At 36.0% G+C, this 13,867-nt stretch carries 13 protein-coding genes and 4 pseudogenes; 6 read left to right on the top strand and 11 right to left on the bottom strand.

What is annotated here, in order from left to right; all coding sequences use genetic code 11:
- Positions 1-619 precede the first annotated feature (619 nt).
- The 4 genes from IHO40_RS06155 (at position 620) to IHO40_RS01470 (ending at position 2,792) form a co-directional block, all read left to right on the top strand.
- Positions 620-853, top strand: a complete 234-nt coding sequence (locus IHO40_RS06155; protein WP_225536419.1) for a head-tail connector protein — start codon at positions 620-622, stop codon at positions 851-853.
- Between the two features lie 509 nt (positions 854-1,362).
- Positions 1,363-1,581 carry a hypothetical protein gene (locus tag IHO40_RS01480; RefSeq protein ID WP_225536418.1) on the top strand — a complete coding sequence of 73 codons (219 nt, stop codon included), beginning with the start codon at positions 1,363-1,365 and terminating at the stop codon, positions 1,579-1,581.
- Positions 1,574-1,744 (top strand): hypothetical protein, encoded by a 171-nt coding sequence (locus IHO40_RS01475; protein WP_225536417.1) that lies wholly within the window; start codon positions 1,574-1,576, stop codon positions 1,742-1,744. The genes IHO40_RS01480 and IHO40_RS01475 overlap by 8 nt, the downstream gene beginning before the upstream one ends.
- Positions 1,745-2,015: 271 nt before the next feature.
- Positions 2,016-2,792 carry a hypothetical protein gene (locus IHO40_RS01470; protein ID WP_225536416.1) on the top strand — a complete coding sequence of 259 codons (777 nt, stop codon included), beginning with the start codon at positions 2,016-2,018 and terminating at the stop codon, positions 2,790-2,792.
- An 18-nt stretch (positions 2,793-2,810) separates the two neighbouring features.
- On the opposite strand, the gene IHO40_RS01465 is transcribed toward IHO40_RS01470, so the two are convergent.
- The 9 genes and pseudogenes from IHO40_RS01465 to IHO40_RS01425 all read right to left on the bottom strand — a co-directional run bounded on the left by IHO40_RS01465 (position 2,811) and on the right by IHO40_RS01425 (position 11,096).
- Positions 2,811-4,169, bottom strand: coding sequence for a DNA recombination protein RmuC (locus IHO40_RS01465; RefSeq protein WP_225536415.1), 1,359 nt, complete (start codon positions 4,167-4,169; stop codon positions 2,811-2,813).
- 175 nt (positions 4,170-4,344) lie between these two features.
- Positions 4,345-4,929, bottom strand: coding sequence for a hypothetical protein (locus IHO40_RS01460; RefSeq protein WP_225536414.1), 585 nt, complete (start codon positions 4,927-4,929; stop codon positions 4,345-4,347).
- A 256-nt stretch (positions 4,930-5,185) separates the two neighbouring features.
- Positions 5,186-5,956, bottom strand: a pseudogene (locus IHO40_RS01455) (phage major capsid protein).
- Between the two features lie 66 nt (positions 5,957-6,022).
- Positions 6,023-6,223, bottom strand: a complete 201-nt coding sequence (locus tag IHO40_RS01450; RefSeq protein ID WP_225536413.1) for a hypothetical protein — start codon at positions 6,221-6,223, stop codon at positions 6,023-6,025.
- A 318-nt stretch (positions 6,224-6,541) separates the two neighbouring features.
- Entirely contained in the window at positions 6,542-7,222 is a 681-nt protein-coding gene (gene pyrF / locus IHO40_RS01445) for an orotidine-5'-phosphate decarboxylase (RefSeq protein WP_225536412.1), read from the bottom strand.
- A 253-nt stretch (positions 7,223-7,475) separates the two neighbouring features.
- On the bottom strand, positions 7,476-7,766 hold the full coding sequence (locus tag IHO40_RS01440; RefSeq protein ID WP_225536411.1) for a hypothetical protein: 291 nt from the start codon (positions 7,764-7,766) through the stop codon (positions 7,476-7,478).
- Between the two features lie 108 nt (positions 7,767-7,874).
- Positions 7,875-8,093 carry a hypothetical protein gene (locus tag IHO40_RS01435; protein ID WP_225536410.1) on the bottom strand — a complete coding sequence of 73 codons (219 nt, stop codon included), beginning with the start codon at positions 8,091-8,093 and terminating at the stop codon, positions 7,875-7,877.
- A 125-nt stretch (positions 8,094-8,218) separates the two neighbouring features.
- Positions 8,219-8,386 (bottom strand): hypothetical protein, encoded by a 168-nt coding sequence (locus IHO40_RS01430; RefSeq protein WP_225536409.1) that lies wholly within the window; start codon positions 8,384-8,386, stop codon positions 8,219-8,221.
- A gap of 226 nt (positions 8,387-8,612) precedes the next feature.
- A complete protein-coding gene (locus IHO40_RS01425) occupies positions 8,613-11,096 on the bottom strand; it encodes a valine--tRNA ligase (protein WP_225536408.1) in 2,484 nt (827 codons plus the stop codon).
- Positions 11,097-11,242: 146 nt separating this feature from the next.
- On the opposite strand from IHO40_RS01425, the gene IHO40_RS01420 reads away from it, so the two are divergent.
- Positions 11,243-12,043, top strand: coding sequence for a coiled-coil domain-containing protein (locus tag IHO40_RS01420; RefSeq protein WP_225536407.1), 801 nt, complete (start codon positions 11,243-11,245; stop codon positions 12,041-12,043).
- 87 nt (positions 12,044-12,130) lie between these two features.
- Positions 12,131-12,315: pseudogene (locus IHO40_RS01415) on the top strand (PD-(D/E)XK nuclease family transposase); the annotation flags it as partial.
- An 83-nt stretch (positions 12,316-12,398) separates the two neighbouring features.
- Here the strand turns inward: IHO40_RS01415 and IHO40_RS01410 are convergent.
- Both IHO40_RS01410 and IHO40_RS01405 read right to left on the bottom strand, forming a co-directional pair.
- Positions 12,399-12,997, bottom strand: a pseudogene (locus IHO40_RS01410) (transposase); the annotation flags it as partial.
- A 55-nt stretch (positions 12,998-13,052) separates the two neighbouring features.
- A pseudogene (locus IHO40_RS01405) lies at positions 13,053-13,835 on the bottom strand (IS256 family transposase); the annotation flags it as partial.
- Positions 13,836-13,867: the final 32 nt, after the last annotated feature.

The raw sequence follows: 13,867 nt of genomic DNA, 5'->3' as shown, positions 1-13,867 counted from the left end.
TTTAGACAGTAGATCCTAGTATCAACTACTGGGATAACAGGAAAAGGCTACTTGGTGACAGGAAAAGGAGATGCTTGGAGACACCACTCGTTTTACGCAGCAGCAAGTTGGCATAAATTTTTTACTTCTGTAGTTTCTTCATTGTCATTATAGTCATAATAGTAGTTAAGTTGGAAGGCTTTTTCAAAAAATCTTAAGAGTAAGGAAAAAAAGCTGGAGGAGTTCAATGGAGAAATTGAAGATATAGCTACCGTAGCTCAAGATAAATTTGCGCATGAACTTAAAAATATCACATACGATATCATGGAAAAATCTCGCAGTTTGCTTACTAATGTTAACTCGCTGAAATCCAGCCTAGTTGAATATGCTGTAAGTTCAAATTTTATCAGCAAAAAGGGAGAAACAGCTTTAATACGTTCTCTCCTCAATGTAGTAAACATACGATAAAGGACTTATAGCAAATCAAGAGTTTCAAGCACTTAGGGTTGCTACCATACAGATTTAACTTAATATTAAATGCGGGAAATTTAGCTAAGATGAGTTTACCTGTGATTTATTTGCAGCATAGATCCAGCGGTTGGGATAACAAGTTTTAGTCATACATAAACAGGAGGTTAATATGTCTACTTCACCAAAGATACACGTACAACGTAAATCCAAATCTAAATTTCTTCCGGTTACTTTGAAAGAAGTTAAATCTTTTTTACGTGTTGAGAATTATCAAGATGACAAGTTGATCTCAAGCCTCATTTCTGTGGCAACCGACTATGCTGAATGGTATACGGAAAAGTCGCTGGTTAAACAAACGTGGCAAGTTTCGTATGAGGACTATATACCTCATAGGATCATTTAAACTATGGTACTGTGAGAATAATAATGTCTGTTACTGCAACGATATCTAAAAATCAAGAGAATGGGACACCTAGATGTTATTTTAGCGATGTAGGAGGCTACATTGAATTTTTTAGTCATTGAATGCAATAAGAGTTGATGTTGTGTATGAAGCTGGCTATGACAACGTTCCTGAGCAGATAAACTAGGTGTTATGCAGCATGTTTCTGCTCTTTATAAAAATCGCAAATCAGAAGTTAAGGGCTATTTATTCGAAGTGAAGAGAGTATATTCTCAATTTCGCGGACCACGAGTTGTATTGTAGCTTTTTTTGCTATCCCCACCCCTCTGTGTTGACTGTACTTTTAAGAAGGCTAATTATGGAGAAATTCAAGTTATAAATGAGTTATATAACACTAAAGGCAAACTCTGATTTTAAGAAGTACATTACCGACATTTATGATTACCTACCTAAGCAGGTTACTATTCCTACCTAAAAAATTGAGCATAGTAAGTTATAGCAACCTTCATATGCCGCCCAATTTTGCTACAAAGGCAAGATTTGCATGTGATATATATACTTATCATATAGACAGTATGTTTTCCATTATAAAGCGTATTAATCTTATTCTTGAAGGTTTTGATAGTGGGGCTATTTTGGAAAATAATTGTGCTGTAGATCAGCACGATGAAATTTTACATTCAACAATTAATTTTGACATTTTTGTCAGAGGAGGTGATAATGAGTAAGTTACAGCTAAAAATTAAAGATCATGACAATAGTTTTGTTGTGTTGAATAATATACGAAACTTAAGGTTTACTTTGCGTAATAATAGGGAAGAGATAAGAGATATTTCTTTTTTGGCTGGAGAAAAGTTCTTGGTTGTGCTGGAAATGGACACATTACAATAATAAAAATGATAGAATTTTAGATTCTGTATTAGCAGATGAGTTATTACGTAATTCTGCTATGATAAACTCTAATAATGATCGTGAAATTAGTTTTAATGTGAAGGAAAAAGTAAGGCTTAGATGCTCGGTTAAGTTGTATGAGAGGTATTACCCTGCTGCTTTTGGCAGCTTCACTGTGGTCCTAGCCAGTACTGAAGTTGTAGCTACCTTTCATTAATGTTAATTTAATCTTTTCGTATACAATAGTAACTGTGGAAGTTTTAGCTAAGTTATGGATGATGATTATTTTTTTAAGGAGAAGAGTGAAGAAAATAACGATAATAAAAGAAAGAGGAATTTAAAAAATGAAAATCAGCTGAACCAAAAAAAACATCCTAAAGAGAAAGACACAACGCAGTATGTTCAAGACTATTTAAAAGCTTTTGAGGGTATTTTAGCTCAAATTGACGAAGAAATCGATAATTTAGATAGTTACGAAAGAACTATGCAAGTAAAGCGAAGTATAGATAGGATCATAGAAACTTTGTATAGTCAAGCAGCGTCTGAAGACATTGACGTGGAATTTGAAGCCACAAAGCATACTCGCGATAAATCAGAATCCAAGAAAAGAGTTATGGAGAAGAGAAGAAAACAAATAATGGAAGAAGTATTAAGTGGTATGTTTGCCCAGCAACAAAAGGAGCTAATGCACGCTAAACATTTAAGTCATGAACATGAAACAGCACATGATGAGGATGTTCTCAGAGCAAAGGTACGAATGAAGTCTTCAATCAAGGGAGTGTTGTTTTCAGTCATTGCTCATAGAATGGATCCAAAAAGGAGAGCAGGAGAAACTGCTGACGACAACGAAAAACAAGCTTGCATATATGGCAGGAAAGCAGTTGGTAGAGCTTTAGGTGCGCTGCTAAAAGCGTTTTTAACTGTGGTTATTGCAACTGTACGTGAAGTTGCCAAGCCACTTCAGCATATGAGCAAACAAGAAACATCTTTTGCAAAGCAAGTTGGGGAAAGCAGAAGTACAGATCCACAGAAAGGCCGATCTATGTAGATTTCTACGTGTAAGAGCCTAATTCACTTTCAGTTCCTCGGCATGTAAGCTACGTGGTAAAGACTCCAGCTCCTTTGCAGCGCTTAGTTCTTTATTTTTTGCATGTATACCAAGTTTGTTGAATTCTCGGGCAGCAGGAAACACCCTTGCTTCAAGTGAACCTGCAGTTTTATTGTAATGATCAACAGCACTTTTTAAGCTCCTGCGCAAGTTATCAAAATTTTCGCCCATTGTGCAGATGCGCTCGTATAAAATATGACCTAGCTCACTGATTCTTTTTGCGCTTTCGGCTATCATTTCCTGTTTCCATCCATATGCTATTGCCCTAAGCAGCGCAATCAAAGTGATCGGTGTTGCAATAATCACTTTTTTTTCCGCCCCAATCTCTATCAAAGCTGGCTCATATTCCAGTGCTGCACTAAAAACCCCCTCCCCTGTGAGGAAAAGCACCACAAACTCTGGCGTATTTTCAAATTGATTCCAATATTCTTTTTTGCCTAGATCATTTATATGTTTTTTTATTGCCAGAGAATGATTCTTTAATTTCTCCTTTTGTATCTGTAAATCATTTTGTGACATAGCATCAAGATAAGAATCAAGCGGTACTTTAGCATCTATTATTATTTGTTTTCCAGATGGCATTTTGATTATTAAATCAGGGCGTAATAAATTATCCTCGTTTTTATCAACTACTGACGGCTGAGTAAAAAAATCGCAATATTCTATCATCCCTGCCATTTCCACTACTCTTTTTAGCTGCATTTCGCCCCACTTTCCTCTAATGTGGGGCTTTCTCAAAGCATTAGCAAGGCTAGAAGTCTGGCTCATTAACGCACCAATTTGCTCTTTTAAGCCTTCATAGGCCCCTGCCCTCTCCTTCTCCAGCTTGCGTATCTCGCTATCAAACCTTTCTAATCTTTCTTTTATTGGAATTACAACTTCGTTGATTGTTGCTTGTCTTTTTTTGAAATCGTTTTCTGTTTCTTTTAATTTCCGATCAATTACTTCCTTTGCCAAATTCAGAAAATTATTATTGTTTACCTGCAGAGCATCAAGAGACAATGCTTTAAAAGCATTTGTGAATCTCTCCTCAGCTTTTGTCAGTAGATCTATTTCTTTTTTCTTTTCCTCGCGTTCTTTCTGCAGAGTTACTTCGAGCTCTGCATTGCTCACTTTTAAACACACTATTTCTTTGCCTTTATTAGTTAAAGCCTGCTTTGTTTCCTGAAGCTCACGTTCTAACTTACATAAATTACCTTCAAGGTTTACTGATTTTATTTTCTCCTCGCTCAGTTTTCTATTCTTTTTTGTAATGATATAGAGAAAGAGTAATAAGGAGAGAAAATTTAGTCCGAGAAACATAGAATTGAAAAGCATCAGAATACAAAAAAATCGTACTCATAATGCTATCTAATTTTTATTTATATAGGAAAGAAAAAAGGAGTAAATTTTTAAATGCTTCTTTTCAGAGATTTAGCTGTAGTGGATTAATATTATATACTACAACTATTGGCAGCGTGTGGTTGCGCTTCTAGATTATTGTTTTTTAAACCTAGTATGTTCCATCTTCAACAGTTTTAGGAACTATGATTGGACCTTTAGATGTCTGAGTTATACTAACAACTGTATGATTATTACTCAAACCTAACATGTTTTTCATTCCTTCTAACTCATTAGACAAATCTTTACCATCCCGGGATGCTATTGATTCTATGCCTAAGAATGTACCATTATCTCTACTGTTATTGTCTTTAATAAGTTCATCACAAGTAATTTTGAATATCCCTTTCTCGCATTTGATATATGCACGGTATTTTAGTTCGTCAATCTCAGTAGGATTAAGGCTAACATTATCAACGATACCTAGATCACTACCAAAATTTTTATCTGTATGATTTGTTTCTACAAATAGTTCCAGTACTCCTTTTTGGTTTTTACAAATGCTACCAATAACAGGCTCAGATTTTGCAAAGTCTGGTTCATTTGCTGATATATCGGACTCCTCAGGTGTTTCATTTTTTGGTGGATCAATATTGCTTACCTGACTTACTTTATTACCAGACCACCAGTTTTTAACACTATTCCAACCTGATGAAATTTTTCTTTGCAACCCACGAAATTCCCGTGTGATCAGCAATCCACTTAAAAAACTTTTTTATGCTTTGTCGCATATCTTACTCCTAAAATTAATAATAAATTAACTTGATTATTACATAGAAAGCATGACATATCAACTATCTTAGAGAATATTTTAGTATTTGCTTGAGTTTGTAACCTTCAGCTGTTTAATAGCATTGGTGTTCACAACCTCTCTGCCGACACGCTTAGTGATAAAAAAACTGACATAAGGTTTATTCGTATAATGGTCTCTCTACTATCTTATAAGCCTTTTTTTAATCTGCTATTGCGGTTACTGGCAGCTTGCTCGGCTTAGGTGGCATCTCAGCAGATTGATGCACTGGTATCCACGTTAAAGTATCTGGAGCTTCAAGTGACGAACTTGGCTGCCAAAAGTATTGGCCCGTTTGAGATTTCAGTAGTCTAACATCCTTCAATGTACTTCTATTTATCAAAAACGATGCATTTTTAGAATAATATTCATTTAGAGAATAGTACAATATCATTATTGAATCGCTATCCAATTTGTCAGTTTTAACTTGCTCTATTTTGTTATAACTGTTCCCATTGTCGTAAGCTAAGATTCCCTTAGGTTAAAAAGTGCCCTCACCTTTAATGAAAGCTTTGTTTTCTTCCTTACTAAAAGTCTCGACAATCTTTTACACCAGCCAACTTTCAACATCAACAAACGTGCCATCAAGCAGCTTTTGTGATACCTGTGGCTGAGCATATAACTCGTAAGTTGTAATGGAAGCCTTTTGAATTTTAGGTGTATCCATATCTTTTGCAAAATCATACTTGAGTTTACTACCACCATCCTAATCATCCACTGTTTCACCACTCTAACCTGCACTAGCAGGGTCATGGTCTTCTATAATGTAGTCCAATTTCTCAGTAGAGATTTTTTGACTTGAACATATTTGCCGCATTGGGGACGATTCTATTACACGCTTGTTTATACGTTTTACAATATGCGGAATAATTAGATATCCTTCAATATCGTTATCATTTCCACTGAGGGTTTCGTGCGATAAGCCGCTTCCCACTCCTTTTTGGATATAATCAGAAAAATATTTATCATTTGTGTTAGAATCTGTACTTACTTCTGAGCGCTAAGCTGCAGTTTTGATTAAATCCAAGCGTCTTTTGCAATTATTAATATCACCATCTATCTTGCATAGCTGCTCAACCGTTGCAGAATCAGCTTGTCCTTTGCTTTCGATTTCTTTTAGTCTGCGATCATTTTTTAATTTGAATTGCTCCCACGATGAAGCTAATTCGTTAACACGGTGAGCGATATCAGTGAGCAACATAGTAGCCTCCTTTGAAGATGAAAAATGATTAAGGTTTGTGTTGGATGATACTCTAATGTAGCTTATGCTTGTTATTCCAATGCTCGAATTGAAACTTAAAGATTCTTCCTATTATAGAACATACCCAATGAAGCAGAAAAAAACTTAATTCTTGAGGATATAAACTAAAAAACTATGTGGTGCCACTTACGTAACACCACACACTTATTAAATACTTAACACTTAACTAAGTTAAGTGAGGAAAAATATGAAAGATAAAAGCACTATACAATGTTTGTTTTTTCATGTCAAGCACTTTTTTAAATTTTTTTTGCAACCTCAATTAATGAGTGATTTCCATATTAATTCCGCCCTATTTGCAGGGCTGTCACTTTTTGTGATAGGCCTACCAATTACAATATGATCAGCTCCTGAACTTATTGCTTCTTTTGGTGTTTCTATCCTTTTTTGGTCATCGCGACTAGAATCTACACGAATTCCCGGAGTAATAATTGTAAAGTTTTTACCGCACTCTTTGCGCACTTCCTGAGCTTCCAATGCAGAGCAGACTATCCCATGCAGCCCAATCTTTTTTGCGAGCTTTGCAAGCAAAATTACCTGTGATTTCACCTCTTTTGTCACTCCAAGCTCATTTAAATCCTCATTGCCTATACTAGTTAGAATGGTTACTCCAATCAGTTTCATTTTCGCGTCTTTCACTACACTTAGAGCCTCCTTTAGCATTCTTGTTCCACCGTTTATATGTAACGTTAATATTTCAACACCCAAAGCCTTGATTGTTTCAACTGTTTTAGCTACAGTGTTTGGAATATCATGCAATTTCAGATCTAAAAAAATTGGTATATTACACTTTGCAACTTCTCTCACTCCAGAAGGACCATGAGCAGCAAAAAATTCTAATCCAAGTTTCACTATACCAACCTTACCACGTAGAGCATTAGCTAAAGATACGGCCTCACTTAAATCTTGTGTGTCCAGTGCGCATATTATTGGGTTCATCGTATACTTCCTTGCATAATTTTCTTACAACTCTCTCAGGTTATCACCTTTTCAAATAGGGATAGGTTATTTACTGCACTCTCTAGCTCTAATGTTAGACTAAAACTTCTAGCCCGAATAGCATTTTTTGGCTTTTGCGATACTGAATTCTGTTGATTTATCTGTTTTTGTTTTGTTCTTTCAAGAGAATGGAGTGTATCGTTCAGCCTTTTTATCTCTGTGCCTTTTATGCACTCAGGCTCTTGCAGCTGCTTTACATATACTTCTCTTTCCCTCTTGCATTCATTCTGACACTCTTACACAGGTTATTCATTTTCTTTTTTTGTTGGTCTAACTCGCTCTCCAAATCTTCTATGCTTTTTGATTGCTGACGTAACATAGCTTGCAGATTTTGTATTTCTGTTTGTTTATTACAACTAGCACGATATGCACTGTCTATTTCCTCTGCATCAACATCAGCATATTGTTTTGCCTTTTCTAGTTCTTTTTTAACACTACTATTCTCTTGAGAAAGCCGCTTATTTTCACTCTTTAGTCTATCCAATTCTACTTGTAATTCTTCTTTCTCCTCATCCCATTTTTATTTTTTGGTTTTTCATACATAATATCGCTTATTTCCCTTTTCAGTTTTGCTGCACATTCTTTTTTTTAGCTAAGTTACTTTTTTTCGTAACTGTTTACATAAACGTGAAGTTTTAAGGTGCAATGATTTCTTCACTTGTGCATAGCGTAATTCCTTCATTTGTATTCGTCTACAAAGCAACTCCTTTACTTGTTGTTCACGGTGTAATTTCTTTTCCTGTTTATAAGGCGCATTTATTATCTTTTTAAATTCGTTTACCATTCTGCATAATTCGGCTATATGATTCATTTTACCTTCTAACTTTTGCTCTAAGGATTCTTTTTCTTCAGAAAGATTACCTTTTTCAGCTTCTAACCGAACTACTTTCTCATCTAATTCTCTTACTCTTTTATCTAAATCTTGCGTCTCTTGAGTTAATTCATGTAATTGACTATTAGTCTCTCCACTTGTCTACTTGCAGCTTCTCCAGCTTCTTTTTCTAAAGATATTTTATTTTCTAACCTTTGCTCTTTATTCAGCAAATTTACTTCTCTCAACCTCCATTCTTTTATTACTACTAATTGCTCTGCACGAAAGTGCAATCACCAAAACAGACAACGTAGCCAAAGCAAGGATTAGAGGAAAAAGTACTTGAGGAGTTACAGCAAGCACTAAAGATGAAATTAACGTAAAAGTAGTCAAAGAACTGACTATAAGATAAGGCACGTTGGCTTTTTTAAACAAGTCACTTGTTATTCTTCCCATGAAAAAGCAATAATGGTTGTGTATTCTTATTAAAATTCTCTTACCTACGAGAGAAAATTCTTATTATAACTCCACACCTACGGTAAATTTTCCATTTTCTGTTGTAAATCCTGTTATATCCTCACTCCACTGTATTACTTCAGCGTTGCAAACCGTTTGCAAATCATCTTGTGCGGATTGATTCAACCTATCCTCTTGTATGTTTGCTTTTATCGTCAATTTTTTTATCAAATGCTTAACTGACACATTATTATCTGCCTTTATTTTCCTCACGAGGTTCAATATCTGCACAAAATTGTCTCCCATTCCTTCAGAATGCTTATCATAGATAAGTTCTTCTTTACTTGGCCAATTGCTTTGATTATGCACAGAATTATAGCTATATAACTGGTGGTATATCTCTTCCGTAATGTATGGCAAAAAAGGTGCAAATAACCGCAAAATAATGTTTAACACATATGCCAAACCCTGTTTCGCACTCAAGTTTGCTTCGCTGCTTACTGTATCTCCATACGCACGTTTTTTCACCAGCTCTAAGTAGTTATTACAAAAATCTTTCCAGAAAAATTCCTCTGTTGCTTCCAAAGCTTCGCAGTATTCAAATTGCAACAGGTTGTTCGTTGCTCTATCTATTACTTTGTATAGCTTAGACAGTATCCATTTGTCCATCGTCTCACTGATGGAATTTATGCTTGCTGTTTGGTGCTTTTCCATGAACATGGAGACAAATTTGCTGGCATTCCAAAGTTTTGTAACGAGGCGCTTGCCAATTATAAATATATTTTCGGAGTAAACTGTATCAACTCCAAGCCTTGAATTTGCTGCCCAATAACGCACTACATCAGCCCCATAAGTATTAAGTATTGCATGAGGGGTGATGACGTTGCCTTTTGATTTACTCATCTTCTTTTTATCATCAGCTAAACACCAACCACTGATCATGATATTTTTCCACGGCAGTGAATCTGCATGATAATGCGCTTTCAAAATCGTATAAAAAGCCCAAGTTCTTATTATCTCATGGCTTTGACTACGCAGGTCTGCAGGAAATATCTCGTCATAGCGGTGATTCGGTAAGTGAATCTCATTGTTTACTGCCAGCGCACTTAGCTGAGGAGTAATCGCACTTGTGGCCCAAGTGTCCATTACATCTTGATCTGGAATAACTTCTTCCTTACTATGCCCTGTCGGCAAATCCTTGAGTGGATCTATAGGCAGATCCTTCACTTCAGCTAGAATGATTTTGCCTTCTTCTCCTTTACGTTTTGAATACCACACTGGAAATGGTACACCAAAATAGCGCTGCCTTGAGATGCACCAGTCCCAATTTAGTCCTTCTATCCACACCTCCATGCGTTTTCGCATAGTAGCTGGGTGCCAGTTGCATTCTCTTACCTTATCTAACACTTTAGCTTTTTCCTCTAAAGTCTTGATAAACCATTGATAAGTAGGTAATATTTCAAGTGGTGCACCAGATCTTTCTGCACACTTAACAGAATGAGAAATGCTAGTGCTTTCTATCAAAAGTCCTTTTCCACTCAGGATTTCAATTATTCTTTTTCTTGCTTCTTTAACCTTTAGTCCATTTATCTCATCATAGATTCCAGCGTCACGGGCTGGAATGACACCAAGGTGTGGCGGAATGACATCATAAAGACTTATCCTCCCATCCTGGTCGATAATAATTTTCATCGGCAAGTTATGCTTTTGCTGCCAGTATATGTCAAGCTCATCACCAAATGTACAGCACATAACCAGTCCAGTGCCTTTATCTATTTTGACCTTATCATCAGCTATAATTGGAACTTTTTCCTCTGTTATTGCTACTTTAGCTGTTTTTCCAATCAAGTGAGTGTAGCGCGCATCCTCTGGATGGCAAAAAACTGCAACGCATGCTGGAAGCAGCTCAGGGCGTGTAGTTGCAATTTTGATCTGCTCACTTTCTTCGGTGGAAAAAACTATCGTGTTTAAGGATGACTCAAAGACTTTATCCTCTATTTCTGCTTGCGCAATCGCGGTTTTATCAACCGGGTCCCAAAGGATGGGTTGCATTTTCCTGTATGCGTACCCCTTGTTATGTAGGTCGATAAACGACATTTGAGAAAGCATTATAGTTTCCTTACTGATCGTGTGATACTCCAAGCTCCAGTCATGACTAATGCCAACTGATTTAAATAATTCCTTGAATTCCTGCTTTGATCTTTCGATAACCTCATGGCACATTTCTATAAATTTTTCTCTGCCAACTTCTTTTGCACGGGTTTTATAGGTTTGTTCTACCAATCTTTCAGTGGGGAGCCCGTTATCATCAAACCCAATTGGATAAAATACACCTTTCCCCAGCATGCGCTGAAACCGTGCAATAAAGTCTGTGTGGCAATAGCTGAATATATGACCGATATGCAATTTCCCCGATATTGTCGGTGGAGGTGTGTCTATAGTGAAAGTGTTATCCTTTTCACCACTCCATTTATAAATTTTGCTATTTTCCCACAATATGTTATACTTGGGTTCAATTTCTTTAAAACTGTATTTTTTTTCTAACATAAATATTTTCCAATCTTGAGCTCTAAGTTAACATAACTAAATAAAGACGACTACGCTAAAATTTTATGAGCATGTTATAATAAGTATTACTTGACTTTAAATTTTAAGGGTGTCTATAATAATAACTTATAATACCTAGGTTTATTATGGATTTTAAAAGTTTAGAAGATCTTGTTGATGCTTTAAGTGAGAGTGGTCGTAATCTGAATTTCCAACAAAAACAAGAACTAGTGAATTTATTGAAAGCAGAGTTGGAAATTGAAGGTGAGCAAAGCCTAGAAAACGCACTAGCTGCATTAAGAGAAGAAATAAAAAATGCACCAAAAACTGACAATGTAATAAAAACAGCTGCAATAAATGAATTAAAAGCTGATCTAGCAACAATTACTGCTGCTAAAAATGAACTGAAAAATGATGACGCAGTAAAAGCTGAAGCTGAAAACGAATTGAGAAACGATGAGACTTTTAAAAATACTGCAAAAGATGAAGCTAAAAATAAACTGGGAACTGAGCTAACAGATCAAGTAAGAGCTGATCTAGAAAATGGAGTAAGGCAAAAAGTAGGTAAGTCTGATCAGCTGGAGGCAGACTTAAAAGCTAAAAATGCCAAAGTTAAAAAATTAAAGAAAGAGTTGGAAGCTAGAAACACTGAAGTTCAGAAGCTACAAAAGGAAAGCAAAGAACTAGAAGCTAAAAAACAACCGACTGAACAATCAAGAGCTCCAACGCATACTGCTACCGCTGGTGTTGGTCTTGCTGCTGGGTTGGTAGCATTTATTGCACTTAAACGTACAGTTAGATTAGATATTTGGGTAACGGTTGGTATAGCAGTAGTAGCTGCACTCGCGATTAGTGGTGGGGCATATTTAGCACTCAAATCTAGTACTCAAGTGAGTGAAACACAAGAACCACAAAATGCAAATGCGAGAGGTTGTTGCAAAGCTTAACACAGTTTATTGAGCCATAGTAAGCTAAAAATATAGTTAAATAATTGTTAATAATAATGTATAATCATTAGCCTTTATTTCAGTATTATGGCTCTTTCTAAATTTCTCTACTCTAAAAATGATGTAGCATTTCGGTACATTTTTGGTACTGAAAAAAATAAGGATATTCTCATTCATTTTCCCAATGATATCTTGGGCTTTACTAGCAGGACGAAAATAAAAGAAATGAGTTTTTGAGTACTATGATAGATGCTGAAACTGCCTCCAAAAAGTAAAGCATTGTTGATGTTCTCTGTAGAAACGAAAATGAAGTGCAAGTAATAGTCGAAATGGTGCGACCTGAAAGTCTTCGGTCATATTGTTTAAAAGTTTCAAAGACATCCCTGTTACAATGTCCTTCAAAAGTTAATGGGGGGCAATTATTTCCTTTTTATTTAACGCTTCAATCATACTAATACGCTGACTTTTCACTCCAGATTTTAGTGCATGAAACCTCTCTCCTTTTCTACAATATCCATAAGCTTAATCTTCAGTATTGTCTATTCCTGATTCATCGATTTATACGAGATCATCAGGATTTTTTGTTGCTATAATCTTTACAAATTGAGTTCGTTTTTTCTCACTTCTTTCCTTACATCCGTAGGTCTTTTTTTTCTTGTGAATCCTATGTTTTAAGTGCTTGATGAATTGTCTGTCTGCTGATATTGTCCCAAAGTTTGGCTGTCTCTGATTGAGTTTTACCACCGTGCTCTTCTGCAATTTCAGTAAATGCATCTATGATTATATGCCCACGTTCCAGACTTTCTTAACTGAAAATCTCCTGTTTCCTTACGTCTCTTTCTCCACTCATATAAAGCTGCCTTGCCAATTTTAAACAACATCTGCTATGCTCCCTCCTTCATCCAAAGCTTCCATTACTTTTTTTCTTGAGTCATAACTATACTCTGCTGGTATCTTTACCTTCACTATTAAGAGAATTTCTTATCTAACGCACATATCAACTGTACTTCTGTGCTTTATGAAATACGCTGCTTATAGCTGCAGGAAAGCTTTTTAGACCATCAACACAGGCAACTAGAATATCTTCTACTCCTCTCTCTTTGTAGGTTGTTTAATACCCCTAACCAGAAGTTGGCTCCTTCGCTTTCAGCTAAATAAAAGCCCAGCACTTCTTTCTTGCCATTTTGATCTATGCCCAATATGTTGTACATACTTTTACTTACGCAATGTCCACCCTCTTTGACCTAAAAAATAGGCCATCCATAAACACTATTGGATATACTGATTTTGCAGCGGACGACTGCACCATTTACTGATTATTGGCAATAATTTACCAGTAACACTCGATATCTCTGCTACAGATATTTTATGGTCATAAACTTCCTCTACACGTGATTCTATATCTCTGTATCCCATGCCACTGGCATATGTGCTTAAGACCTTTGCTTCAAGCTTGTAATATAGGCCTTGTCTGCCTTTTTTTGACTTTTGGGGTTTTAAAGCTTCCCTCCCTATCTCTTGGCGTTAACAGCTTAAATGATCCTGCGCTTGTGCGTAAAGTCTTTTGAACTTCTCCCACTCCTTCAATTATTTTCTTCACTTTCAGCAGATAAGTGGTTTTCTACCTCACCTTCCAGACTTGCTTCCAACAGTTTTTTATCAATGGTGTTAACGCACCATCCCTTCCTGTCAATGTCCTACCTTCTCTTATGGACGACAAGATGTTTATTTTTAATTCTTTGTAATCTACCAAACTGGCAGTTCTGTTTACTATTTTTTGACCATATGTCAAACCTCCATTTTTATATTAATTTGTTATTTTTT

Source organism: Wolbachia endosymbiont of Mansonella ozzardi, from assembly GCF_020278625.1.
Taxonomy (GTDB): Bacteria; Pseudomonadota; Alphaproteobacteria; order Rickettsiales; family Anaplasmataceae; genus Wolbachia.
This window is presented reverse-complemented; position numbering and strand designations above follow the sequence as displayed.